Raw genomic sequence first — 22,247 nt, forward strand, 5'->3', positions numbered from 1 at the left:
GGTTGATATTGGTGCCTGATAGGTTTTGTGGCGATATACTCCCCACAGGAGGACATCGCCATGTCACACAACTTAGCAGCACGCAGCAGAGAAGAGCGAGACCGGATTAACGTGGATTTAGCCGCGTCAGGAGTAGCGTACAAGGAGCGTATGAATATGCCGGTTATCGCCATGGAGATGGAGATGCAGCAGCCGGAGCAGTATAAAGAGTACTTCCGAGAGCGCTTGCAGCATTACAGGAACGTTGCGCTGCAGTACCCGCGCGGCACTGACCCGGTTTATCAGAAGGAGGTTAAGGAGTGAAGTTAAGATACCCAACCCTCAAACAGTCTGAAGAGGCAAGAAGACGAAGATATAATGTAATTGTGAATGGCCAGACCTATTCCAGCACCAAAGTAGCTTTCGAAAAATTAAATATCCCTTGCCAGCCAAATGCACATATTGCCTTCAGGGCAAGTTCAGTGGCAGGAAATTGCGAAAAAATAGGAGATAAAGCTACGGGGGAGTATGGAGGGTATAAGTTCACATTCATAAGAGTCAGATAGCCAACTAAGCCGCCCACTGAGGCGGTTTTTTTACGCCAAAATTTCGGAGGTAACCATGAATTTTCCAGACCCAGCAGATGAAGCAGCAGAACGCGAGCAGCAGATGATTGAGATTGCCCTGGATAACCGGCCTAAGCCGAGTATGCAGTTTACCGGAACTTGTCAGAATGGTGATTGCGGCGAGAAGGTCGATAAAGGCTTCTTCTGTTGCCCTGAGTGCCGCACCGATTATGAGCGCATTGAGCGCGCTAAGCAGCATCGCAAGGTGGCATGACGCCGGTAGCCGAAAACGTGCTAAGGGCCGTAGCGCGTAAATGCAGGAGCGAAATCATCACAGCCATTGACGGCAGGCCCAAGAAAGAACACGACCGCATCATCACCTCCCTTCTCGACAAACACGCCAAATCAATCACCGCCCTGCCGCCTAATACGTTTCCAGCAAAGCTATGGCTGAGCTATTACGTGCGGCAGGTGGATAAGGAGCTACACCAATGACACAGGATGAAGTTAAAGAGTTGACCGACGAAGAGCTGTGCCGCCTGTCACGCGCTGCAGCCAGCTTCTGGTCCACCTCACCACTGGAGAAAATCGAACTTTCGACCGTGGCCGGCAAGAGCTGGAATCCCATCAGGTCAACCGAGCAGGCGATGCACCTTGTAGCCCTGATGAACATGAATGTCTGCTTTGGTGATCGTGTTGTGCTGGTCAGTGAGCCAGCAGGGGCGCAATCTCGCACTATCGAATATCAGATGAATCGCCGAATTGAGGCCATGCGCCGGGCCATTACTCTGCTGGCCGCCGATTCAGCGCAGTACATCTAACCCCCACCCACCCTATTCACTATCGCGCTCTGCGTGAGGAGTTGTTATGTCTGATGAAAGCACGCGAGCAAAATTGCTGCTCGCCGTTGATGAAAAAGAATGCCTCTTTATGGAAGCAACCGGTAAACATCAGAACATGTTCCGGACCGTTTACACGCTATTCTTCGGCATGATTCCTGAAGGACATCAGATTAAAAGCCGCTGCCACAATAAAGAGTGCGTCAACCCACGCCACCTTTATCCGTTTGATCACAGCAACCCAAAGCATCGGCTGGAAGAGCATATAGAGCACAAGGAAAACGGATGTATAGAGTGGGTTGGACACAAGAATTCACAAGGGTATGGACGAATCCAAGTGAACCACAAGGATATAAGAACTCACCGATTGGCCTATGAATTGGCTAACGGACCTATCCCAGAAGGAATGGTAGTCCGTCACAAGTGTGATAACCCTTCCTGTATAAACCCTGCCCACCTTGAGATAGGAACTCAGCAAGAGAATATTAGGGACAGAGATGAGAGAGGTCGCACTTTCGTACACGCTGGCGAAACCACCCCCAACTCAAAGCTAACCAATAAGGATGTCCTTTACATCCTGCAATCATCAGATAACAACACGTTCCTGGGAAAGAAATTCGGAGTTAACTCTTCAACGATACTCGCGATCAAAAGACGGAAAACGTGGAGGCACATTGGTAAAGCAGAATAAATCGGTACGTATGACCCTTTTATTAATCATCGCATTTATCCGCGGTAAGCCGCCAAAGGAGTAGATATGGAGTATGACGAAACATGGACGCTGGCCCAAGCGGCCGACTTTCTGAAAGTTTCATCCAGAACCGTCAGTAATCTCATCAATCGCGGGGAGCTGGTCGGCCGGCGGACGAGTGGAGACACCGGCAAGTACCTGGTACTGCGCTCAGCCTGTATTGCTTATCTTTCAAATCCATCTCAAAATCGCCCGGCGAGCATGGGTGATGGCACAACTGGAGGTCCATCATGTCAATCACCCTCAGGGGAGGAGTATGGCACTGTCATTTCTTTACCCCGAATGGCAAAAGAGTTAGGCGATCGCTTGGGACAGCGGACAAAAAGCAAGCGCAGGAGTTGCACGACAGGCTGAAGTCAGAAGCATGGCGGGTAGAGGAGTTAGGGGATTTGCCGCAGAGGTCATTCGAAGAGGCCTGCATGCGGTGGCTGGATGAGAAGGAGCACAAGCGAAGCCTTGATGATGACAAGGTTAAGATTGAATTCTTTCTCAAGCACTTCGCCGGACGCGATATCGCCACCATTACCGGCGAGGAAGTGCAGAAGATTGTGAGCAGGATGATAAACCGCAACCACCGCAGGAAGTGGGAGATACAGCGCGACACTGCAATCAGGGATGAAAAGCCGGTGCCGCCATACAAGGACAAGCCAGTCAGCGCGGGAACAAAGAGCCATTACCTTTCATTTATGCGATCGCTGTTACGCGCAGCAGCAAATGAATGGGGCTGGATAAAGTCGGCGCCGGTTATCAAAACTAAGAAGCCTGTCAGCAAGCGCATCCGCTGGCTAACCAGAGAGGAAGCAAACCGGCTAATTGAGTGCATGCCGGAAAGCATTAAGCCGGTGGTGATATTCGCGCTGGCTACCGGGCTTCGTCGTTCAAACATACTCGATCTGGAATGGACTCAGGTTGATATGCAAAGGAAAGTTGCCTGGATTAATCCGGAGAACGCCAAAGCGGGCAAGGCTATTGGCGTGGCTCTGAATGATACGGCATGCAAAGTGCTGAAGGGGCAGATAGGGAAGCATTCACGCTGGGTGTTCGTACACACCAAAGCGAAACATCGCAGCGACGGAACGCTGGCTCCGGCAGGCAGGAAAATGCGAAGTGATGATAACACGGCGTGGAATATCGGTCTAAAAGCGGCAGGGATAGAAGACTTCCGCTTTCATGACTTGCGGCATACGTGGGCGAGCTGGTTAATCCAGTCTGGCGTGCCGTTGTCTGCACTGCAGGAAATGGGTGGCTGGGAAAGCATCGAAATGGTGCGCCGGTATGCTCACCTTGCACCTAATCACCTGACCGAACATGCGCGCAAAATTGACTCACTTTTGGGTGAGAGCGACACAAATACGACACAAGGAGATAATCAGGTAGGATTGAAGTTAGCGTAAGTCATTGAAAGGTATTGGTACGCCCTACAGGATTCGAACCTGTGACCTACGGCTTAGAAGGCCGGTGCTCTATCCAGCTGAGCTAAGGGCGCATGGAGATGGCGTGGATTATACGTCGGGAAGCGGGTACGTCAACGTTTTTGCCGTTCCTCCGCAGCGAAGTGCTGCGGTAATGACCAATTGGCGTCAGTGACGCCTGCGCCATTCGCTGAGCGACACGAGTTTACTGTTGTCGGTAAATTCTCCTTCCAGCTCAATCGCTTGTGGTGTGAAACGCGCATTGTATTGCTCACGAAGTGCATGTAGCGCCGGGATGTCTGGCTCCAGCTGGCGCAGAAAGCCTAGCGCGAGCAGCAGCTGCTGGCGGCTAATAAGCGGTGGAAAACCAGCACGACTGAGAATCGCATGCCAGCGCTGACTGTTCTCCTCGCTGCCGTCAACAATCAACACCTGCCAGATCAGCAGTACCGCTGCGCCATTATGCAGATGCGTTTCATTATCGTTGCTGAGATAGTCGGTAAACTCTTTCGCCGCCTCTTTCCCCATCATAGAGATCATTGATTCCACCTGTACCGGTGGCAGCTGCAGCCGTTTGCTGAGCCGCTGAGCGGCGTGACGTGAGCCAGCGGTGAGCAGCTGAAATCCAGCGACAAACACCACCGCCAGAGTAGCAAGCATTATCCAAATCATTACATCGTCCCCTGATTGTCCTGCAGATATCATACGCATGCAGGCCGGCACTCGTCGCGACGAAAAAGCCGGAAAGCGCGTACGCGTCTGAAACTGTAACTGACAGCGCGCCACGCTTCTGACAAAATAGCCCCCTTCCCCCGATTCAACACAACACAGTGGATTTCCTCTCTGATGGCAGCAAAAATTATTGACGGTAAAACGATTGCGCAGCAGGTGCGTCTTGAGGTTGCGGAAAAAGTAAAGCAGCGTCTGGCAGCCGGCAAACGTGCGCCAGGTCTGGCCGTGGTTCTGGTAGGTGAAAACCCGGCATCGCAGATTTATGTGGCCAGCAAACGCCGCGCCTGTGAAGAGGTCGGTTTTCTCTCCCGCTCCTACGATCTGCCCGCGACCACTCGCGAAGCTGAGCTGCTGGAGCTGATCGACCAGCTCAATCAGGACAACGACATTGATGGCATTCTGGTGCAGTTACCGCTGCCAGCCGGTATCGACAACGTCAAAGTGCTGGAGCGCATCACGCCGGATAAAGATGTCGATGGCTTCCACCCATATAACGTCGGTCGCCTGTGCCAGCGTGCGCCAAAACTGCGCCCCTGCACCCCGCGCGGCATCGTGACGCTGCTGGAGCGCTACAATATCGATACCTATGGCCTGAATGCGGTGGTGGTTGGCGCGTCCAATATCGTCGGTCGTCCAATGAGTATGGAACTGCTGCTGGCGGGCTGCACCACCACCGTCACCCACCGTTTCACCAAAGATCTGCGCCATCACGTTGAGCATGCCGATCTGCTGGTGGTGGCGGTCGGTAAACCGGGCTTTATTCCGGGCGACTGGATTAAACCCGGCGCTATCGTGATTGATGTGGGCATTAACCGGCTGGAAAGCGGCAAAGTGGTTGGCGACGTCGATTTTGATTCCGCATCACAGCGCGCGGCCTATATCACGCCGGTACCAGGCGGTGTCGGACCGATGACGGTCGCAACCCTGATTCAAAACACGCTGCAGGCGTGTGAAGAGTTTCACGATGGAGAGGTAGAATAAATGGCAACTTTTTCGCTGGGAAAATTCCCGCACGTCGATCTGTGCGATCTGCTGAAACTGGAAGGCTGGGTTCAGAGTGGCGCACAGGCTAAAGTCGTGATTGCCGAGGGTGAAGTAAAGGTCGATGGCGCGGTGGAAACGCGTAAACGCTGCAAAATCGTTGCCGGTCAGACCGTGGAGTTTTCAGGTTTCCGCATTACTGTGGTCGCGTAAACCTCCGGCGTCCCTGCGGGGACGCTGTTACTCCGTTACCTCTCCCACCACCCGCGTCTCTCCTTCCCGCTGTTCAAGCGCAATATGATTCACCGCCGTATGCTGCGCGATCAGTGCTGCAAGCCGGGGTGAATGGCTGGTGATCCAGAGCTGGCTGAACTCACTGGCTTCTGCGATTAAGCGTGCCAGCGCCGGCAGCAGATCTTCATGCAGGCTGTTCTCCGGTTCATTCAGCGCCATAAAAGCCGGTGGACGTGGACTGAGCAGCGCCACCACCAGACAGAGAAACCGCAGCGTACCATCAGAAAACTCAGCGCTTTCCAGCGGGCGCAGAATGCCACGTCGCGACATCAGCATCTGAAAGCGGCCATTCTGCACCTCTACCTCAAACTGACTGTCGGGAAAAGCCTGCGCCATCACCTCATACAGTAGTTCCGTCTGGCCGCGTTCAACGATCGTCGCCCACGCCGCCGCCAGATTACTGCCGTCATGTGCCAGCACCGGGGCGCGGACCCCAATCTGCGGTGCACGAATCGGCGAGCCCGGCCAGACGGCGAACTCATGGTAGAAGCGCCACTGGCGCAGCCGTTCACGCAACTGGGAAAGTTCAGGATAACGATGGGGTTCGCCGAGCTGACCAAACAGCGACTCTTCCGGATGCAGCACCGCCGGATAGGCGACACGTTCGCCCTCAACGTTGTGCAGAAAGGCGGTCTGATTTTCACGCTGCAGGATGCATGAAGAAGGACGGCGCTGTTGTCCGCTCAGCCACAGCCGCTCCTGCTTGACCAGCGGATCGAGATTAAACAGGCTGGTGACCAGCGGTTCGGGAAAACCGATCTCCAGTTGATAATCGATATCCTCCATCACCACCGCCAGCATCAGTCGCTTCGGATCATGACGGCGATCGCCACGCCGTAAGCCACCCGCCCACATCGCTTTCTGGATGCCGCCTTCTTCGGCCAGCGCCAGCGCCAGACGACCGCTGGCTGCCTCATGCAGCAGCCGGACCGCTTTATACAGGTTGGATTTGCCGCAGCCGTTAGGGCCGCTTACCACGTTGAGCTGCTGCAGCGGCAACGTCAGATCACGAATTGATCGAAAGCCACGTATCTGAATCTGTTCAATCGCCATAATAAAAAAGGGCGATTGCTCGCCCTCTCCGGTTTATTTGCGGCGCCAGCTGGACCCCTGCGGCCCATCTTCAACGATCACGCCGAGCGCATTCAGCTTGTCGCGGGCGATATCCGCCTGCGCCCAGTCTTTGGCGGCACGCGCATCAGCACGTGCTTTCACCCAGTGTTCAATCTCAGCGACTTCTTCATCATTCACCTGAGCGCCGCTTTGCAGGAACTGCTCCGGGTCCTGTTGCAGGATGCCCAGTACGTTGGCGATCTCACGCAGCTTCGATGCCAGGCCGTTCGCTGAATCACGGTCTTCGCTTTTCAGTCGATTGACTTCGCGCGCCATATCGAACAGCACCGAATAGGCTTCCGGGGTATTGAAATCATCATCCATTGCGGTGCGGAAACGGGCTTCAAACGCTTCGCCGCCGCGGGCTGGCACGCTGCTGTCAGTGTGACGCAGCGCGGTATACAGACGCTCCAGCGCCGCACGCGCCTGATTCAGGTTATCTTCGCCGTAGTTCAGCTGGCTGCGATAGTGACCGGACATCAGGAAGTAACGCACCGTTTCAGCATCATAATGTTGCAGCACGTCACGCACCGTGAAGAAGTTGCCAAGCGATTTCGACATCTTCTCGCGGTCGACCATCACCATGCCGGAGTGCATCCAGTAGTTAACGTACGGACCGTCATGCGCACAGGTCGACTGGGCGATCTCGTTTTCATGGTGCGGGAACATCAGGTCTGAGCCGCCACCGTGAATATCAAAATGGGTGCCCAACTGCCGGCAGTTCATCGCCGAACACTCGATGTGCCAGCCGGGACGACCATTGCCCCACGGTGATGACCAGGCGGGCTCGTCCGCTTTGGACATCTTCCACAGCACGAAATCCATCGGATTACGCTTCACGTCAGCCACTTCAACCCGCGCGCCCGCCTGCAGCTGCTCCAGATCCTGACGTGACAGCGCGCCGTAATCGGCATCGCTAAGCACATCAAACATCACGTCGCCATTGTCCGCCACATAAGCGTGACCGCGGGCGATCAGGGTTTCCACCAGCTCGATGATCTCGGCGATGTGGCGCGTGGCGCGCGGCTCCTGATCGGGCGGCAGAATGCCCAGCGCAGCGAAATCGTTGTGCATCTCACCAATCATCCGGTTGGTCAGGGTTTCGATGCTCTCGCCGTTTTCATTGGCACGCTTGATAATTTTATCGTCGATGTCGGTGATGTTACGCACGTAGTCCAGCTGGTAGCCGAGGTAACGCAGGTAACGTGCCACCACGTCAAACGCCACGAACGTCCGCCCATGACCAATGTGACAGAGGTCATACACCGTGATGCCGCAAACATACATCCCGATTTTACCGGCATGAATGGGTTTGAATTCCTCTTTCTGTCGACTCAGGGTGTTATAAATCTTAAGCATTGAACGGTTCCGTATTGGCGTGTGGTTGACACTTTTAAGTATCCAGACATTGTGCCGTATTTTTATCGCTCGCGCGACGCAAAGCAAGCCAACTGCGCCGCGCTGCTGACGCGTCATCAGAAATTATGATATAAGAACGGTCGACAAAAAGGGGCACGCCGACCGATGAAGCGGCCTCAGCAACTGACGACAACCTTTACAGGACGACAAAAATGGTAACTTTCCAGACGAACCATGGCGATATCGTAATCAAAACCTTCGATGATAAAGCGCCGGCAACCGTAAAGAACTTCCTGGATTACTGCCGTGAAGGTTTCTACGACAACACTATTTTCCACCGGGTGATCAACGGCTTTATGATTCAGGGCGGCGGCTTTGAGCCGGGCATGAAGCAGAAAGCCACCAAAGATGAAATCCAGAACGAAGCCAACAATGGCCTGAAAAACACCAAAGGTACGCTGGCAATGGCACGTACCTCTGCACCGCACTCTGCGACCGCACAGTTTTTCATCAACGTGGCTGACAACGACTTCCTGAACTTCCGTGACGAAAGCGTACAAGGCTGGGGTTACTGTGTGTTCGCTGAAGTGGTTGAAGGCATGGACGTGGTCGAGAAGATCAAAGGTGTTTCAACAGGCCGCAGTGGCATGCACCAGGATGTGCCAAAAGATGACGTTATCATCCAGAAAGTCACTGTCAGCGAGTAATGTCGCGCACCCTGTTTATCGCAGATCTCCATCTGTGTCAGGAAGAACCGGCGATCACCGCCGGTTTTCTGCATTTTTTACAGCGCGAAGCGCCACACTGCGACGCGCTCTATATTCTTGGCGATCTGTTTGAAGCCTGGATTGGTGACGACGATCCCAATCCACTGCATCAGCAGGTTGCCAGCGCCCTGCGCGCCCTCTCCGTTCCGGTCTACTTTATTCACGGCAACCGCGATTTCCTGATTGGCCAGCGCTTCGCCCGCGCCAGCGGCATGACGCTGCTGCCTGAAGAACAGGTGCTGACGCTCTACGGCCACCGTCTGCTGATCATGCACGGCGATACGCTCTGCACCGACGACGTCGGCTATCTGCGCTTTCGTGCCAAAGTCCATAACCGGTGGATCCAGCGACTGTTTCTGGCGTTACCGCTGCGGCTGCGCAAACGCATCGCCGCCCGGATGCGCGCCGACAGCAAACAAGCCAATCAGCATAAGTCCCAGACCATCATGGATGTGAACCACGACGCGGTGATCGCTACCCTGCTGCGCCAGCAGGTACGTTTGCTGATCCACGGTCATACTCACCGTCCGGCCATTCATCAGCTGACGCTGCAGGGTGAAACCGCGCAACGGGCGGTGCTGGGGGCCTGGCACAGTCGGGGATCGATGATTCAGCTCGACGCCAGCGGGATTCAGCTGATCGATTTTGACTTTTAATCGTCGGGTAAATCCGCGTGTTTAGCCCGACGCAACCGTTTTCCTTGCTCTCTTCTCATGCTATTCTCTGTGCCCTTCAAAACCTGTCCGCCCGGCCAGGTCTGTTTGTTCATTCACAGGAGTTGACCGCATGTCATCCAACGCCGCCCCGGCCCGCATCGCGATTGTTATGGGTTCCAAAAGTGACTGGTCCACCATGCAGTTCACTGCTGAAATTCTTACCAGCCTCGACGTGCCCTTCCATGTTGAAGTGGTTTCTGCACACCGTACGCCGGATAAACTGTTCAGCTTTGCCGAAACCGCCGCTGAGCGGGGTTTTCAGGTCATCATTGCTGGCGCGGGTGGCGCAGCACATCTGCCAGGTATGCTGGCGGCTAAAACCCTGCTGCCGGTACTGGGCGTGCCGGTTCAGAGCGCGGCGCTGAGCGGGGTCGATAGCCTTTATTCGATTGTGCAGATGCCGCGCGGAATTCCGGTCGGTACGCTGGCGATTGGTAAAGCCGGTGCCGCTAATGCCGGGCTGCTGGCTGCGCAGATTCTGGCGATTCATGACGACGCGCTGCGTTCACGACTGGCGAACTGGCGTCAGAGCCAGACCGATGAAGTGCTGAATCATCCTGATCCACGGGAGGAGGCATGAAGCCGGTTTGCGTCCTCGGTAACGGTCAGTTAGGCCGTATGCTGCGCCAGGCGGGTGAACCGCTGGGGATCGCGGTTTATCCGGTAGGTCTGGATGCCGATCCGGCTGCCCTGCCAATGGCCGACAGCGTGATCACCGCCGAAATTGAGCGCTGGCCGGAAACCGCGCTGACCCGCGAACTGGCGAGTCATCCGGCGTTTGTGAACCGCGATATATTTCCGCGGCTGGCCGATCGCCTGACCCAGAAACAGCTGCTGGATCAGCTCCATCTCGCCACTGCGCCGTGGCAGTTGCTGGCCGACAAAGCCGAATGGCCGTCGGTATTTGCCTCACTCGGCGAACTGGCGATTGTGAAGCGCCGCACCGGGGGTTATGACGGTCGTGGTCAGTGGCGTTTGCGTGCTGGCGAAACCGATGCACTGCCGGAAGAGTGCTATGGCGAATGCATCGTCGAACAGGGCATTAATTTCTCCGGCGAAGTGTCGCTGGTCGGCGCGCGCGGCCATGATGGCAGCACGGTGTTCTATCCGCTGACGCACAATCTGCATCAGGACGGCATTCTGCGCACCAGCGTGGCGTTGCCCCAGGCGGATCAGGCGCAACAGCAGCAGGCGGAAGCGATGCTGAGCGCCATCATGCAGGAACTGAACTACGTCGGCGTGATGGCGATGGAGTGTTTTGTCACCCCGGACGGATTGCTGATTAACGAACTGGCTCCGCGGGTGCATAACAGCGGCCACTGGACGCAGAATGGTGCCTCCATCAGCCAGTTCGAGCTGCATCTGCGGGCGATTCTGGCGCTGCCCCTGCCGCAACCGGTGGTGTTTGCGCCGTCGGCGATGGTCAATCTGATTGGCACTGCCGTCAACCCTGACTGGTTGCAGCAGCCGCTGGTGCACCTGCACTGGTATGACAAAGAGGTGCGCCCGGGCCGTAAGGTCGGGCACCTCAATCTGACCGACAGCGATACAGATCGACTCAGGGCTGCCCTCAACGCGCTGGTCCCTCTGCTACCGGCAGAGTACGCCAGTGGCATCGCCTGGGCGATTGAAAAACTGTAATCCTCCGCACCAAAGCCTGCTGATGGCATTGTCAGGCGGCTGAGAAGCGCAACGCGAGGGGAGCGCACAGCATAGCGGGCCAGTGACAAAAACGCCGGATGCGTTTTTGAACAACGCAAAGCGTTGGAGCGGCTACGGGCGCACCTCAGAGATGAGGAGCGTAATCGCCCGCGCTGAGCCTGCCAGGGATGGCATTTTTGCGTCTTTGCGAAGGGCGGATGCTCCCTGAGCTAACACCTTATCGTCGCGCGCTGTGAGCGCTAATGCGTTCTGGATGACGACCGGATGCAGGCTGAATAGCGCCCTGCACCCAGCCCTCCCCTTATGCCGCATCAAACTTCCTGAACAGCGCTTTGCCCTTCAGTAACCGCACCCCGAGCCAGCCACCGCACAGCGACAATAACAGCGCGCCGGATAACGGCAGCGCCAGCCACAAGGTCCAGTCAGGCTGCCACGGGAAATCAAAGATTTTACGCTGCAATCCCCACAGTGCGGCTTCCGCGCCCATCGCGGCGGCCACCCCGGAAACCACGCCGAGCAGCGCAAACTCGCACCATAAGGTGGTGCGCAGCAGCCGTTTACTGGCACCCAGCGTCCGGTAAACCACCAGCTCCTGACGACGCTGACGCATCCCCACCTGAATCTGCGCCAGCAACAGCAGCACACCGCAGGCGGTGACCAGTATCACCATCACCTCCAGCGCCTGGCTGACCTGCGTCAGCACCTGGCCGATCTGCCGCATAATACTGCCGATATCCAGCAGACTCAGCGTCGGAAAACTGCGGTTCAGCGCCGCCAGCAGCGCCGGATCGGCCTCCATTCGGAAGCTGGTGAGCCAGGTCTGCGGCTGACTATCCAGCGCGCCCGGCGGGAAGATGAAGAAAAAGTTCGGCTTCAGGCTCTCCCAGTCCACTTTACGCAGGCTGGTGATTCTGGCGCTGAACTTTTGCGTATCGCCATCAAAGGTCAGGGTGTCACCGAGCTTCACCCCTAAGCGGGTAGCCAGCTCCGCCTCCATCGAGACTTCGCCCGCTTTGGGCGGCCAGCTTCCGGCGACCAGCGGATTGTGGTCTGGCCGCTCCGCCAGCGCGGTCAGGTTAAGTTCACGGTTCAGGGCGTTATCCAGCGTCGGATCGGCCGGTTTGCCGTTGAGTTCGCTGAGCCGCACCCGCGCAATCGGGTAGAAGGTTTCCGGCTTAATCTGATGAGACTGCAGGAAGTTGCGCACCTGCGGCACCTGATCGGCAGTCATATTCAGCAGGAAGAAGTTCGGGCTGTCGGCCGGTAACTGCTGCTGCCAGCGATCGAGCAGATCGCCGCGCATCACCAGCAGCAGGGCCAGCAGCATAAACGACAGCGAAAAAGCAGAGAGCTGACTCAGCGTGATGCCCGGCTGGCGCAGCAGACGGTTGATCGCCAGCCGTAATGCCAGATTGCGCACCACCAGCCGACGCAGCAGCAGCAGCGTGCCCCAGCCCAGCAGCGCCAGTAATCCGGCCAGCACCACCACGCCTGCCAGCAGCGCCCACAGCATTTTACTGCCGCCCACCAGCAGCGCTAACAGCGCCACCACCACCGCTGCCATCAGCGGAATATAGAATTTCAGCGGCCACAGGTTAGCCACCGCATCACGCCGCAGCACGCGCAACGGCTGGGTCGCCAGCAGCAGACGATAAGGTCGCAGTCCCACCAGCAGCGAGATAATAAACAGCGATCCGACCGCCCAGATCCACGGCCAGAAACTGGCAGCCGGCAGGCTGGCTGGCAGCACCGGCTTCAGCATCACCATCAGCGCCGCTTCCACCCCCTGCCCGACCAGGCTGCCGGCCATCGCCGCCAGCAGCAGCACCGCCAGCCACTGACCGATGATTAACTTCTGCAACGCGCCGTGGGTCGCTCCCAGCGTCTTCAACACCGCCACCAGATCGTAACGGCTGCGGCAGTAGTGGCTCATGGCAACGGCCACCGCAGCAATCGCCAGCATCAGCGTCAGCAGCGCAGATAACAGCAGGAACTGCTGCGCGCGCTGCATCGAACGCCCCAGCGCATCCTCTGAGTTTTCAATGCTGATCCAGCGCTGGTCAGCCTTGAGCTGCGGTTCTATCCAGCGGTCATAGCGCGCCAGCTGCTCCGGATTACCGGAAAACTTATAGCGCCAGCTGATGCGGCTACCAGGCTGAATCGCACCGGTGCTGGCCGCATCGGCCAGGTTGATCAGCAGTCGAGGCGCCATCTCAAACGGATTAAAACCGCCATCCGGCTCCTGAATCACTTCGCCAGTAATCCGCAGCCGGGTATCACCGACCTCAAGCAAATCGCCGACCTTCAGGTTGAGCAGCGCCATCAGCCGCGGTGCCGCCAGCGCAGTGCCCGCCTGCGGCTTCAGGCCCGCCGGTTGGGTTTGCAGGGTGCCAAACATCGGATAGCGGTCATCTACTGCCTTTACCGACGCCAGCTGTGGCGACTGATCGGCAAAAGTCATGGTCATGAACGTCAGCTGGCGGCTGACCATCAGCCCGGTTGCCTGTGCCTTGTCCAGCCACGCCGCCGGGACGGCATCACTGCTGCGCAGCGTTCGATCGCCCGCCATAAAATCACGGCTCTGCTGACTGAGACCTTTCTCCATCCGATCGCTGATCGAACCCAGCGCCAGCACGCAGGCCACCGCCAGCGTCAACGCCAGCCAGACAATTAACAGCGAGGGCGAGCGCCACTCGCGCCAGAACCAGCGCCAGATCATTGTTCCTCCCACAATTTACCGTCACGCAGCCGCAGGCGACGATCGCAGCGCGCGGCCAACTGCTCATCGTGGGTAACCAGAATCAGGGTGGTGGCAAAATCGCGGTTCAGTGAAAACAGCAGGTCAGCAATCCGATCGCCGGTTTTGCGGTCAAGATTACCGGTCGGCTCATCGGCAAACAGCAGGCCCGGGCGGCCACTGAAGGCGCGTGCCAGCGCCACGCGCTGCTGTTCGCCACCGGAAAGCTGCGCCGGCAGATGATGCAGGCGTTCACCCAGTCCCAGCAGGGTCAGCAGCTCCCGCGCCTGTTCACGGCTCTGGCGATCGCTGTCGCCGCGCAGCAGTGACGGCAGCTGCACGTTCTCCAGCGCATTCAGGGTCGGCACCAGCATAAACGACTGAAACACAAACCCTACCTGGCGGGCGCGTAACGCCGCACGCTGCTCCTCATTCATCTGGTGTAACGGCTGGCCCAGCAGATGGACTTCACCGCTGCTGCCATCATCCAGCCCGGCCAGAATCCCCAGCAGGGTTGACTTTCCGGAGCCCGATTCGCCGATCAGCGCCAGCGTCTCGGCTGGTTTGACAACTAACTCAACTCCGGTAAGGATGGTTAACTGATGCTCTCCCTGACCGACGGACTTAGTAAGATGATGAACTTCAACAATGTTTTCCGCTGGCATTATCCCTTCCTGTTATTGATTCTTTTGCTGGTGTCGCGTCTTGCCGCCGCTGATACCCTGATGGTGCTGGGTGACAGCCTCAGCGCGGGATACCGCATGTCCGCCACCGCGGCCTGGCCGAGCCTGCTGGATAAACAGTGGCAACAGCAGCCCAGAGTGATCAACGCCAGCATCAGCGGCGATACTGCCGCACAAGGCCTGGCGCGTTTGCCCGCGCTATTAAAGCAGCATCAGCCGCAATGGGTGTTAATCGAATTGGGCGGTAACGACGGCCTGCGCGGTTTCCCGCCGGCCGACATTGCACAAAATCTGCGTAAAGTGATCGATGATGTTAAAGCCGCTAATGCGAAGCCGCTGCTGATGCAGATTCGGCTGCCGGCCAATTACGGACGCCGCTACACCGAAGCGTTCAGCGGTATCTATCCCGACTTAGCGCAACAGTACAGCATCCCGCTGGTGCCCTTTTTCATGGAGCAGGTCTACCTGAAACCGGAGTGGATGCAGCAGGACGGCATTCATCCCAATCCTGATGCCCAACCCTTTATCGCCGGATTGATGGCAAAAGAGCTGGCTCCCTTAGTTAAGCAGCCGTAGCGCGAACAGGCGCGCAAAAAGGGTAAAGAAATGCAAAAAACCATCCTGATTACAGGTTGTTCCAGCGGTATTGGCCTGGTCGCGGCGCACGATCTTCAGGCGCGCGGCTATCGGGTGATCGCCGCCTGTCGCAAAGCGGATGATGTGGCGCGCATGGAGACGCTGGGTTTTATCGGACTTCAGCTGGATCTCGACGATCCGCAAAGCGTCGATAATGCGGCCGATAAGGTCATTGCGCTCAGCGATAACTGTCTGGCAGGCCTGTTTAACAATGCCGGTTTTGGTCTCTACGGACCGTTACGAACCCTTTCCCGTCAGCAGCTGGAGCAGCAGTTTTCCAGTAACTTTTTCGGCGTTCATCAGCTGACGCTGCGGCTGATCCCCGCGCTGGCGGCCAGTGGCGACGGCCGGATTATTAATACCAGTTCAGTGCTCGGGCTGATCTCTACCCCTGGCCGGGGCGCTTACGCCGCCAGTAAATACGCGCTGGAAGCCTGGAGCGATGCGCTGCGGCTGGAACTGCGCACCAGTAACATCCGCGTCAGCCTGATCGAACCGGGGCCGATTCACACCCGTTTCACCGATAATGTGACGCAGGGCGAGCAGGATAAGCCGGTGCGTAATCCGGGCATTGCCGCACGCTTTACGCTGCCACCGGAGGCCATTCTGCCTAAACTTCGTCATGCACTCGAGAGCAAACATCCGCGTTTACGCTATCCGGTGACGCTGGTCGCACATGCCATGAGCCTGCTGAAACGCCTGCTGCCAGGCTGGATGCTGGATCGCATTTTGCGCAGCCATTGAGCCTGCGGCCTGATTAGAACTTGAAGCGCGGCCAGTTGGCCCCATATTCTTTAAACACTTTTTGCAAAGAGACTTATCCATGTCACCACATGCTTCGATAATCGACATCAACGAATCTAACCTGCAGCAGACGCTTGAGCAGTCGATGCAGCTGCCGGTGCTGTTTTACTTCTGGTCTGAGCGCAGCCAGCATTGTCAGGAGCTGACGCCGGTGCTGGAGCAGCTGGCGCAGGAATATGCCGGCCAGTTTATTCTCGCCCGTCTGGATTGCGATAGAGAGCAAATGGTGGCATCGCAGTTTGGTCTGCGTTCTATTCCAACGGTTTATCTGTTCCAGAACGGGCAGCCAGTCGATGGCTTCCAGGGACCGCAACCGGAAGAGGCGATCCGCGCTCTGCTGGAAAAAGTTCTGCCGCGTGAAGAAGAGCTGAAAGCACAGCAGGCGATGGCGCTGATGGAAGAAGGCAAACCGCTGGATGCGCTGCCGCTGTTAAAGGAGGCCTGGCAGCTGAGCAATCAATCGAGCGAGATTGGTTTCCTGCTGGCTGAAGTGCTGATCACCCTGAGCCGCAGCGATGAAGCGGAAGCAGTGCTGAAAGCGGTGCCGTTACAGGATCAGGATACCCGTTATCAGAGCCTGATGGCGCAGATCGATCTGCTGAAACAGGCGGCCGATACCCCGGAGATCCAGCAGCTGCAATCCCAGCTGGAGGCCGATCCGTCGAACGCCGGGCTGGCTGCTAAACTGTCGTTACAGCTGCATCAGGTCGGCCGTAATGAAGAGGCGCTGGAACTGCTGTTCAGCTTCCTCAAAACCGATCTTAACGCCGCCGATGGCCAGGCACGTAAAATGCTGCAGGAGATTCTGGCTGCGCTGGGCACCGGCGATGCCCTCGCCGCGCGCTATCGCCGCCAGCTTTACTCGCTGCTCTACTAACGGCGGGACCACGGGCCGAAGCGACTCGGCCCGTTCATCTGACAACGCGGAGGTTGTATGATAACTGTAATTCCTGCCCTGATCGTGCTGGCGCTGGTGGCTGTCTGGGCGACCGTCAAGATTGTGCCACAGGGTTTTCAATGGACGGTTGAACGATTTGGACGTTATACCCGCACGCTGCAACCCGGCTTGAGCCTGGTGGTGCCGTTCATGGATCGTGTCGGTCGTAAGATCAACATGATGGAACAGGTACTGGATATTCCCTCGCAAGAGATCATCTCCAAAGATAACGCCAACGTTACCATTGATGCGGTCTGCTTTATTCAGGTCGTTGACCCGGCACGCGCCGCGTATGAAGTCAGCAATCTTGAGCAGGCTATTCTGAACCTCACCATGACCAATATGCGCACCGTGCTTGGCAGCATGGAGCTGGACGAAATGTTATCGCAGCGCGACAGCATTAATACCCGGCTGCTGCATATCGTCGACGAAGCCACCAATCCGTGGGGCGTTAAAATCACCCGTATTGAGATCCGCGATGTGCGTCCGCCGCAGGAGCTGATCGGTGCGATGAATGCGCAGATGAAAGCGGAGCGTACCAAACGCGCCGATATTCTGACGGCGGAAGGAGTACGACAGGCAGCGATCCTGCGCGCCGAAGGGGATAAACAGTCACAGATCCTTAAAGCCGAAGGGGAACGGACCTCGGCCTTTTTGCAGGCCGAAGCGCGGGAACGTCAGGCGGAAGCGGAAGCCAACGCCACCAAAATGGTTTCTGAAGCGATTGCCGCCGGTGATATCCAGGCGATCAACTACTTCGTGGCGCAGAAATATACCGACGCACTGCAAAAAATTGGCGAAGCCAATAACAGCAAAGTGGTGATGATGCCGCTGGAGGCAAGCAGCTTACTCGGCTCGATTGCCGGCATCGGTGAACTGCTGAAAGAATCCCGCACCGAGTCGAAACGCTGATGCTGGTCGATATCATTGCCCATCCGCACTGGTTCTGGCTGACGCTCGGCGGCCTGCTGCTGGCGGCGGAAATGCTGGGCACCAGCGGTTATCTGCTGTGGAGCGGCCTGGCCGCGGTGATGGTAGGCATTATCGAATGGTTTATCCCGTTCAGCTGGACCGCTCAGGGCACAATGTTTGCCGTCCTGACGCTGGTCTGCGTCTTTTTCTGGTATCGCTGGATGCGCTACCGTGAAGCACGCCAGGTTCCGAACTCGCTCAATCAGCGCGGCAGCCAGATGATTGGCCTGCAGTTAACCCTCGATAGCGCGCTGCAGAACCGCACCGGGCACGTGCGGATTGGCGACAGCAGTTGGCGAGTTCAGGCTGAACAGGATCTGCCGGCGGGAACGCCGGTCGAAGTGGTGGCGGTTGAAGGCATTACCCTGCGCATTCAGCCGCGCTTACCGCCCGGCTGAGAACAGCATCCGGCCAGATTGTTGATGATTGGGCATTCTGCGCTGTCGTCGCCCGGACAGGCCTCGGCCAGCGTCAGCAAACGTGCGCGCATCGCGTGCAGCTCCTCAATATGCGCCGCAATCTCATCGGCTTTCTGCAGGGTCCGCGCCTTAACGTCGGCACTGTGGCGCGCCGGATTATTAAACAGCGCCACCAGTTCACGACACTCATCCAGCGTAAAGCCGACCTGACGCGCCTGGCGTAACAGATTGAGTTCATCCAGATGACGCACGCTGTAGCTGCGATAGCCGTTTTCACTGCGCAGCGGAGGCGTCACCACCCCCTTCTCTTCATAAAAACGAATCGCCTTGCTGGTGAGTCCGGTCTTTTTCGCCACATCGCTGATGTTCATTTTGCTCCCCTTGACCTTCCCCTTGATGGAAGGTTTATGCTTAATCATGAATCGAAACTGACCACCCGGTCAAATCTGATCACACAAGGAGTTCATCATGTCACATACCATTTCTCTGGCCCTGGACGGTCTGTCCTGCGGCCATTGCGTTAAACGGGTAAAAGAAGCGCTGGAACAGCGGGACGATGTTGAGCAGGCTGAGGTCACGCAGCAGGAAGCACGGGTTTCCGGTGCGGCCGATGCGGCAGACCTGATCGCGACCGTCGAACAGGCCGGTTATCACGCCACGCGGAAAACGGCTGACAGCTCCCCAAAGCCTGAGCCGTTGACAGCATCGGAGCCGCCGCCGGAGGCGCTGACAACGGAATCGCTTTCCCGTCCGGCAGAAAAAACCGTTCCTGCTCACATGTTGCTGATTGAAGGCATGACCTGTGCCAGCTGCGTAAGTCGGGTAGAAAAAGCGTTGCAGCAGGTGGCTGGCGTTAGCCAGGCCCGGGTTAACCTGGGCGAACGCAGCGCGCTGGTGCTGGGCGAAGCCGATCCGCAGCAGCTGATCGCGGCGGTGGATGCCGCCGGTTATGGCGCGCAGGTAGTCGATGATGAGCAGGAACGGCGTGAAAAACAGCAGCAGAGCGCCCGCAGCGCAATGCGCCGTTTTAGCTGGCAGGCCGCAGTGGCCTTAGCCTTTGGCGTGCCGCTGATGATCTGGGGCATGCTGGGCGACAACATGATGCTGACCGCCAGCAACCACAGCCTCTGGCTGACGCTGGGGGTGATGACACTGCTGGTGATGGTGATCACCGGCGGACATTTTTATCGCAGCGCCTGGCGCAGTGCCCGCAACGGCAGCGCCACCATGGATACGCTGGTGGCGCTGGGTACCGCCGCGGCCTGGATCTACTCGTTCGGCGTGGTGCTGTGGCCCGACTTTTTCCCGTCGCAGGCGCGGCATCTCTATTTTGAAGCCAGCGTGATGATCCTCGGGTTGATCAACCTCGGGCATGCGCTGGAGCAGCGGGCGCGTCAGCGATCGTCAAAAGCGCTGGAACGCCTGCTCGATCTGACTCCGGCGCAGGCGCGACTGGCAGATGAACAGGGCGATAGCTTAATTCCCCTTAGCGCGGTGCAGCCCGGCATGATGCTGCGTCTGGTGACCGGCGATCGGGTGCCGGTTGATGGGGAGATTACCGCTGGTGAGGCCTGGTTTGATGAGGCGATGCTGACCGGTGAAGCGGTGCCGCAAAGTAAAGGCCCGGGTGAGGCGGTGTTTGCCGGTACGCTGGTGCAGGATGGTTCAGTGCAGTTTGAAGCCCGCGCAACCGGCAGTCACACTACGCTGTCGCGCATTATCCGGCTGGTACGCCAGGCCCAGAGCAGCAAACCTGACGTCGGCCGCTTAGCCGATCGCATCTCTGCGGTGTTCGTCCCGGTGGTGGTGGCGATTGCGCTGATCAGCGGCGGCATCTGGTACCTGTTCGGGCCACAACCGCAAATCGCCTATATGCTGGTGATCGCCACCACCGTGCTGATTATTGCCTGTCCCTGCGCATTAGGACTGGCGACGCCGATGTCGATTATCGCTGGCGTGGGTCGGGCCGCCGAACTCGGCGTGCTGGTACGGGATGCCGATGCGTTGCAGCGTGCCAGTCAAATCGACACGCTGGTGTTCGATAAAACCGGCACCCTGACGGCCGGTACGCCGCAGGTCAGCGAGGTTCGGGTCTGGGGTGATGCCAGCCGCGAGTCGGTACTGCAGACCGCCGCCGCGCTGGAATACTCCTCCGGCCATCCGCTGGCTAAAGCGATTGTTGCCGCGGCTGACCTCACCCGTGCGCCGTCACTGGCACAATTTCGTACAATACGCGGCAAAGGGGTCAGCGGCATACTGGATGGCAGAGCGTTACTGCTGGGTAATGCCGCCCTGCTGCAGGAGAATGGGGTCGATTATCAGCCCGCGATGGCGGATATCGAACGTCTGACGCAACAGGGTGCGACGCCGGTGTTACTGGCTGAACAGGGCCAGCTGATTGGCCTGATCGCCCTGCGCGATGCGCTGCGGCCGGAAAGCGCCACCGCCCTGAAACGGCTGCATCAGTCGGGTTATCGCCTGATTATGCTCACCGGTGACCACCAGAATACTGCGCAGGCGATTGCGGCTGAGGTGGGAATTGATGAGGTGATCGCCGGCGTGCTGCCAGAAGGCAAGGCAGCGGCGATTGCGCAGTTACAGCAGCAGGGCCGGCGCGTCGCCATGGTCGGTGATGGCATTAACGATGCGCCCGCACTGGCCCAGGCTGAGGTAGGGATTGCCATGGGCGGCGGCAGCGACGTGGCGGTAGAAACCGCCGGCATTACGTTAATGCGCGCCGATCTCAACAGCGTCGCCGATGCGTTAGCCATCTCGTCAGCCACGCTGCGCAATATCCGCCAGAACCTGTTCGGGGCCTTTATTTATAACAGTATTGGTATTCCGGTAGCGGCTGGAGTGCTCTACCCGCTGACCGGCACCCTGCTCAGCCCGATTGTGGCAGGCGCTGCGATGGCGCTCTCCTCGATTACGGTGGTTGCCAACGCCAATCGCCTGCTGCGCTATCAGCCGCCGCGCCAGCAATAGCCGTTTCGGCGCTGTTTTTCGGCGACTGAAGCCGCTAGCATGGGGTTTTAAATAGCGAAGGACCGGGAATGACAGGCAACGTTTGGCGCTCACTGCGCGGCTTCATCAGCCAACTTTTTCCCGCCAGCTACCGCTGGCCTGCCATCGATGTCCGGCTCGGCGAATGTCATCTGCATCTGGTGGGCAGTATTCATATGGGAACGCGGGATATGCAGCCGCTGCCGGCGCGGCTGCTGCGTCAGCTGCAGAAGGCCGATGCGCTGATCGTCGAAGCGGATATTACCCAGGGCAGCTCGCCGTTTGATGGCAGCGCGGATCGTCCCCCGCTGGTGACCCGGCTTGATGACGAGGCTTTGCAGACGCTCACCGCGCTGTGTCACGAAATGAACCTGTCGATCGGTTCATTTGATAACCTGCCCGCCTGGCAGATTGCGCTGATGTTGCAGGCGCAGCAGGCGCAACGGCTGGGATTGCGGCCCGACTACGGCATTGATTATCAGCTGTTGCAGGCGGCAAAGCGCTGGAACAAGCCGGTGATTGAGCTGGAGGGCGCTGAAGCGCAGATTGCGCTGCTGAATACGCTGCCGGATGACGGCATGGCGCTGCTGCAGGATACGCTGACCCACTGGCATACCAATGCGCGGCTGCTGCAAATGATGGTCAGCTGGTGGCTGGATACGCCGCCGCGCCAGCCGCAGATTGCTCTGCCGGCCACGTTTAGTCAGGCGCTCAACGATACGTTGATCGGTCAGCGTAATGCGCAGTGGCGGGATAAACTGCAGGCCTTAGCGGCGGGAGACTACGTGGTGGCGGTCGGTGCGCTGCATCTCTACGGTGAGGATAATTTGCCCGGGATGCTGAAGACGCGCTGAAAAAAAAGAGAGCCGATAATGCTACCGGCCC

The 22,247-nt window shown here is 57.8% G+C and carries 26 protein-coding genes and 1 tRNA gene; 20 read left to right on the forward strand and 7 right to left on the reverse strand.

Going from position 1 to position 22,247, the window contains the following annotated elements:
- The first annotated feature begins 60 nt into the window (after positions 1 to 60).
- The 7 genes from ABIB18_RS16300 (at position 61) to ABIB18_RS16330 (ending at position 3,529) form a co-directional block, all read left to right on the forward strand.
- Positions 61 to 303, forward strand: a complete 243-nt coding sequence (locus ABIB18_RS16300; RefSeq protein ID WP_354474824.1) for a DNA polymerase III subunit theta — start codon at positions 61 to 63, stop codon at positions 301 to 303.
- A 297-nt stretch (positions 304 to 600) separates the two neighbouring features.
- Positions 601 to 819 carry a hypothetical protein gene (locus ABIB18_RS16305; RefSeq protein ID WP_354474826.1) on the forward strand — a complete coding sequence of 73 codons (219 nt, stop codon included), beginning with the start codon at positions 601 to 603 and terminating at the stop codon, positions 817 to 819.
- Positions 816 to 1,040, forward strand: coding sequence for a hypothetical protein (locus ABIB18_RS16310; protein WP_354474828.1), 225 nt, complete (start codon positions 816 to 818; stop codon positions 1,038 to 1,040). Before ABIB18_RS16305 ends, ABIB18_RS16310 begins: the two co-directional genes overlap by 4 nt.
- Positions 1,037 to 1,366, forward strand: a complete 330-nt coding sequence (locus tag ABIB18_RS16315; RefSeq protein WP_354474830.1) for a hypothetical protein — start codon at positions 1,037 to 1,039, stop codon at positions 1,364 to 1,366. The genes ABIB18_RS16310 and ABIB18_RS16315 overlap by 4 nt, the downstream gene beginning before the upstream one ends.
- Positions 1,367 to 1,412: 46 nt before the next feature.
- Positions 1,413 to 2,075, forward strand: coding sequence for an HNH endonuclease signature motif containing protein (locus tag ABIB18_RS16320; RefSeq protein ID WP_354474832.1), 663 nt, complete (start codon positions 1,413 to 1,415; stop codon positions 2,073 to 2,075).
- A gap of 66 nt (positions 2,076 to 2,141) precedes the next feature.
- Entirely contained in the window at positions 2,142 to 2,489 is a 348-nt protein-coding gene (locus ABIB18_RS16325; RefSeq protein ID WP_279809545.1) for a helix-turn-helix domain-containing protein, read from the forward strand.
- The gene (locus tag ABIB18_RS16330; protein WP_354474949.1) at positions 2,372 to 3,529 is read left to right on the forward strand and encodes a tyrosine-type recombinase/integrase; all 1,158 of its coding nucleotides are present in this window, start codon (positions 2,372 to 2,374) and stop codon (positions 3,527 to 3,529) included. Before ABIB18_RS16325 ends, ABIB18_RS16330 begins: the two co-directional genes overlap by 118 nt.
- A gap of 15 nt (positions 3,530 to 3,544) precedes the next feature.
- On the opposite strand, the gene ABIB18_RS16335 is transcribed toward ABIB18_RS16330, so the two are convergent.
- Positions 3,545 to 3,621, reverse strand: a tRNA-Arg gene (locus ABIB18_RS16335).
- A gap of 94 nt (positions 3,622 to 3,715) precedes the next feature.
- Positions 3,716 to 4,219 (reverse strand): DUF1198 family protein, encoded by a 504-nt coding sequence (locus ABIB18_RS16340; RefSeq protein ID WP_354474834.1) that lies wholly within the window; start codon positions 4,217 to 4,219, stop codon positions 3,716 to 3,718.
- Between the two features lie 174 nt (positions 4,220 to 4,393).
- On the opposite strand from ABIB18_RS16340, the gene folD reads away from it, so the two are divergent.
- Complete coding sequence (gene folD, locus ABIB18_RS16345; protein WP_031376076.1) at positions 4,394 to 5,260, forward strand: bifunctional methylenetetrahydrofolate dehydrogenase/methenyltetrahydrofolate cyclohydrolase FolD; 867 nt, start codon at positions 4,394 to 4,396, stop codon at positions 5,258 to 5,260.
- Positions 5,261 to 5,473: a ribosome-associated protein YbcJ gene (gene ybcJ / locus ABIB18_RS16350; RefSeq protein ID WP_031376075.1), complete on the forward strand. Its 213-nt coding sequence runs from the start codon at positions 5,261 to 5,263 to the stop codon at positions 5,471 to 5,473.
- A gap of 27 nt (positions 5,474 to 5,500) precedes the next feature.
- Here the strand turns inward: ybcJ and ABIB18_RS16355 are convergent, their stop codons facing one another.
- Both ABIB18_RS16355 and cysS read right to left on the reverse strand, forming a co-directional pair.
- A complete protein-coding gene (locus ABIB18_RS16355) occupies positions 5,501 to 6,607 on the reverse strand; it encodes an AAA family ATPase (RefSeq protein WP_354474836.1) in 1,107 nt (368 codons plus the stop codon).
- 33 nt (positions 6,608 to 6,640) lie between these two features.
- Entirely contained in the window at positions 6,641 to 8,026 is a 1,386-nt protein-coding gene (gene cysS, locus ABIB18_RS16360; protein WP_031376073.1) for a cysteine--tRNA ligase, read from the reverse strand.
- A 212-nt stretch (positions 8,027 to 8,238) separates the two neighbouring features.
- Between cysS and ppiB the strand changes: the two genes are divergently transcribed.
- The 4 genes from ppiB (at position 8,239) to purK (ending at position 11,150) form a co-directional block, all read left to right on the forward strand.
- Entirely contained in the window at positions 8,239 to 8,733 is a 495-nt protein-coding gene (gene ppiB, locus ABIB18_RS16365; protein WP_031376072.1) for a peptidylprolyl isomerase B, read from the forward strand.
- On the forward strand, positions 8,733 to 9,449 hold the full coding sequence (lpxH, locus tag ABIB18_RS16370) for a UDP-2,3-diacylglucosamine diphosphatase (RefSeq protein WP_279809547.1): 717 nt from the start codon (positions 8,733 to 8,735) through the stop codon (positions 9,447 to 9,449). The genes ppiB and lpxH overlap by 1 nt, the downstream gene beginning before the upstream one ends.
- A gap of 130 nt (positions 9,450 to 9,579) precedes the next feature.
- Complete coding sequence (purE, locus tag ABIB18_RS16375; RefSeq protein WP_031376070.1) at positions 9,580 to 10,089, forward strand: 5-(carboxyamino)imidazole ribonucleotide mutase; 510 nt, start codon at positions 9,580 to 9,582, stop codon at positions 10,087 to 10,089.
- Positions 10,086 to 11,150 (forward strand): 5-(carboxyamino)imidazole ribonucleotide synthase, encoded by a 1,065-nt coding sequence (purK, locus tag ABIB18_RS16380; protein WP_089562577.1) that lies wholly within the window; start codon positions 10,086 to 10,088, stop codon positions 11,148 to 11,150. Before purE ends, purK begins: the two co-directional genes overlap by 4 nt.
- Before the next feature lie 322 nt (positions 11,151 to 11,472).
- Here purK and ybbP read toward each other — a convergent pair whose 3' ends face one another.
- Both ybbP and ybbA read right to left on the reverse strand, forming a co-directional pair.
- Positions 11,473 to 13,890, reverse strand: coding sequence for a putative ABC transporter permease subunit YbbP (gene ybbP / locus ABIB18_RS16385; RefSeq protein WP_354474840.1), 2,418 nt, complete (start codon positions 13,888 to 13,890; stop codon positions 11,473 to 11,475).
- Positions 13,887 to 14,573, reverse strand: a complete 687-nt coding sequence (gene ybbA / locus ABIB18_RS16390) for a putative ABC transporter ATP-binding protein YbbA (RefSeq protein WP_159223788.1) — start codon at positions 14,571 to 14,573, stop codon at positions 13,887 to 13,889. Before ybbA ends, ybbP begins: the two co-directional genes overlap by 4 nt.
- On the opposite strand from ybbA, the gene tesA reads away from it, so the two are divergent.
- From tesA to ABIB18_RS16415, 5 genes are all read left to right on the forward strand, one after another.
- A complete protein-coding gene (gene tesA / locus ABIB18_RS16395; protein ID WP_152659097.1) occupies positions 14,541 to 15,167 on the forward strand; it encodes a multifunctional acyl-CoA thioesterase I/protease I/lysophospholipase L1 in 627 nt (208 codons plus the stop codon). The genes ybbA and tesA overlap by 33 nt on opposite strands.
- Positions 15,168 to 15,197: 30 nt before the next feature.
- Entirely contained in the window at positions 15,198 to 15,971 is a 774-nt protein-coding gene (locus tag ABIB18_RS16400) for an SDR family oxidoreductase (protein ID WP_031376065.1), read from the forward strand.
- Between the two features lie 79 nt (positions 15,972 to 16,050).
- The gene (locus tag ABIB18_RS16405) at positions 16,051 to 16,908 is read left to right on the forward strand and encodes a tetratricopeptide repeat protein (RefSeq protein ID WP_354474843.1); all 858 of its coding nucleotides are present in this window, start codon (positions 16,051 to 16,053) and stop codon (positions 16,906 to 16,908) included.
- Between the two features lie 57 nt (positions 16,909 to 16,965).
- The gene (locus ABIB18_RS16410; protein ID WP_031376063.1) at positions 16,966 to 17,880 is read left to right on the forward strand and encodes an SPFH domain-containing protein; all 915 of its coding nucleotides are present in this window, start codon (positions 16,966 to 16,968) and stop codon (positions 17,878 to 17,880) included.
- Positions 17,880 to 18,338, forward strand: coding sequence for an NfeD family protein (locus ABIB18_RS16415; protein ID WP_031376062.1), 459 nt, complete (start codon positions 17,880 to 17,882; stop codon positions 18,336 to 18,338). Before ABIB18_RS16410 ends, ABIB18_RS16415 begins: the two co-directional genes overlap by 1 nt.
- Here the strand turns inward: ABIB18_RS16415 and cueR are convergent.
- Positions 18,314 to 18,730 carry a Cu(I)-responsive transcriptional regulator gene (gene cueR, locus ABIB18_RS16420; protein WP_354474845.1) on the reverse strand — a complete coding sequence of 139 codons (417 nt, stop codon included), beginning with the start codon at positions 18,728 to 18,730 and terminating at the stop codon, positions 18,314 to 18,316. The two genes, ABIB18_RS16415 and cueR, sit on opposite strands and share 25 nt — an antisense overlap.
- Positions 18,731 to 18,827: 97 nt before the next feature.
- On the opposite strand from cueR, the gene copA reads away from it, so the two are divergent.
- Both copA and ABIB18_RS16430 read left to right on the forward strand, forming a co-directional pair.
- On the forward strand, positions 18,828 to 21,344 hold the full coding sequence (gene copA / locus ABIB18_RS16425; protein WP_354474847.1) for a copper-exporting P-type ATPase CopA: 2,517 nt from the start codon (positions 18,828 to 18,830) through the stop codon (positions 21,342 to 21,344).
- A 68-nt stretch (positions 21,345 to 21,412) separates the two neighbouring features.
- On the forward strand, positions 21,413 to 22,216 hold the full coding sequence (locus ABIB18_RS16430; protein ID WP_354474849.1) for a TraB/GumN family protein: 804 nt from the start codon (positions 21,413 to 21,415) through the stop codon (positions 22,214 to 22,216).
- The last annotated feature ends 31 nt before the right edge of the window (positions 22,217 to 22,247 follow it).

The organism is Pantoea sp. UYEF8 (assembly GCF_040546285.1).
In the GTDB taxonomy this organism is placed as follows: Bacteria; Pseudomonadota; Gammaproteobacteria; order Enterobacterales; family Enterobacteriaceae; genus Pantoea; species Pantoea brenneri.

What these genes read in the sequence shown, in the direction of transcription:
- ABIB18_RS16300 (WP_354474824.1), top strand. Translation starts at nt 61, where the DNA reads ATGTCACACAACTTAGCAGCACGCAGCAGAGAAGAGCGAGACCGGATT.
- ABIB18_RS16305 (WP_354474826.1), top strand. Translation starts at nt 601, where the DNA reads ATGAATTTTCCAGACCCAGCAGATGAAGCAGCAGAACGCGAGCAGCAG.
- ABIB18_RS16310 (WP_354474828.1), top strand. Translation starts at nt 816, where the DNA reads ATGACGCCGGTAGCCGAAAACGTGCTAAGGGCCGTAGCGCGTAAATGC.
- ABIB18_RS16315 (WP_354474830.1), top strand. Translation starts at nt 1,037, where the DNA reads ATGACACAGGATGAAGTTAAAGAGTTGACCGACGAAGAGCTGTGCCGC.
- ABIB18_RS16320 (WP_354474832.1), top strand. Translation starts at nt 1,413, where the DNA reads ATGTCTGATGAAAGCACGCGAGCAAAATTGCTGCTCGCCGTTGATGAA.
- ABIB18_RS16325 (WP_279809545.1), top strand. Translation starts at nt 2,142, where the DNA reads ATGGAGTATGACGAAACATGGACGCTGGCCCAAGCGGCCGACTTTCTG.
- ABIB18_RS16340 (WP_354474834.1), bottom strand. Translation starts at nt 4,219, where the DNA reads ATGATTTGGATAATGCTTGCTACTCTGGCGGTGGTGTTTGTCGCTGGA.
- folD (WP_031376076.1), top strand. Translation starts at nt 4,394, where the DNA reads ATGGCAGCAAAAATTATTGACGGTAAAACGATTGCGCAGCAGGTGCGT.
- ybcJ (WP_031376075.1), top strand. Translation starts at nt 5,261, where the DNA reads ATGGCAACTTTTTCGCTGGGAAAATTCCCGCACGTCGATCTGTGCGAT.
- ABIB18_RS16355 (WP_354474836.1), bottom strand. Translation starts at nt 6,607, where the DNA reads ATGGCGATTGAACAGATTCAGATACGTGGCTTTCGATCAATTCGTGAT.
- cysS (WP_031376073.1), bottom strand. Translation starts at nt 8,026, where the DNA reads ATGCTTAAGATTTATAACACCCTGAGTCGACAGAAAGAGGAATTCAAA.
- ppiB (WP_031376072.1), top strand. Translation starts at nt 8,239, where the DNA reads ATGGTAACTTTCCAGACGAACCATGGCGATATCGTAATCAAAACCTTC.
- lpxH (WP_279809547.1), top strand. Translation starts at nt 8,733, where the DNA reads ATGTCGCGCACCCTGTTTATCGCAGATCTCCATCTGTGTCAGGAAGAA.
- purE (WP_031376070.1), top strand. Translation starts at nt 9,580, where the DNA reads ATGTCATCCAACGCCGCCCCGGCCCGCATCGCGATTGTTATGGGTTCC.
- purK (WP_089562577.1), top strand. Translation starts at nt 10,086, where the DNA reads ATGAAGCCGGTTTGCGTCCTCGGTAACGGTCAGTTAGGCCGTATGCTG.
- ybbP (WP_354474840.1), bottom strand. Translation starts at nt 13,890, where the DNA reads ATGATCTGGCGCTGGTTCTGGCGCGAGTGGCGCTCGCCCTCGCTGTTA.
- tesA (WP_152659097.1), top strand. Translation starts at nt 14,541, where the DNA reads ATGATGAACTTCAACAATGTTTTCCGCTGGCATTATCCCTTCCTGTTA.
- ybbA (WP_159223788.1), bottom strand. Translation starts at nt 14,573, where the DNA reads ATGCCAGCGGAAAACATTGTTGAAGTTCATCATCTTACTAAGTCCGTC.
- ABIB18_RS16400 (WP_031376065.1), top strand. Translation starts at nt 15,198, where the DNA reads ATGCAAAAAACCATCCTGATTACAGGTTGTTCCAGCGGTATTGGCCTG.
- ABIB18_RS16405 (WP_354474843.1), top strand. Translation starts at nt 16,051, where the DNA reads ATGTCACCACATGCTTCGATAATCGACATCAACGAATCTAACCTGCAG.
- ABIB18_RS16410 (WP_031376063.1), top strand. Translation starts at nt 16,966, where the DNA reads ATGATAACTGTAATTCCTGCCCTGATCGTGCTGGCGCTGGTGGCTGTC.
- ABIB18_RS16415 (WP_031376062.1), top strand. Translation starts at nt 17,880, where the DNA reads ATGCTGGTCGATATCATTGCCCATCCGCACTGGTTCTGGCTGACGCTC.
- cueR (WP_354474845.1), bottom strand. Translation starts at nt 18,730, where the DNA reads ATGAACATCAGCGATGTGGCGAAAAAGACCGGACTCACCAGCAAGGCG.
- copA (WP_354474847.1), top strand. Translation starts at nt 18,828, where the DNA reads ATGTCACATACCATTTCTCTGGCCCTGGACGGTCTGTCCTGCGGCCAT.
- ABIB18_RS16430 (WP_354474849.1), top strand. Translation starts at nt 21,413, where the DNA reads ATGACAGGCAACGTTTGGCGCTCACTGCGCGGCTTCATCAGCCAACTT.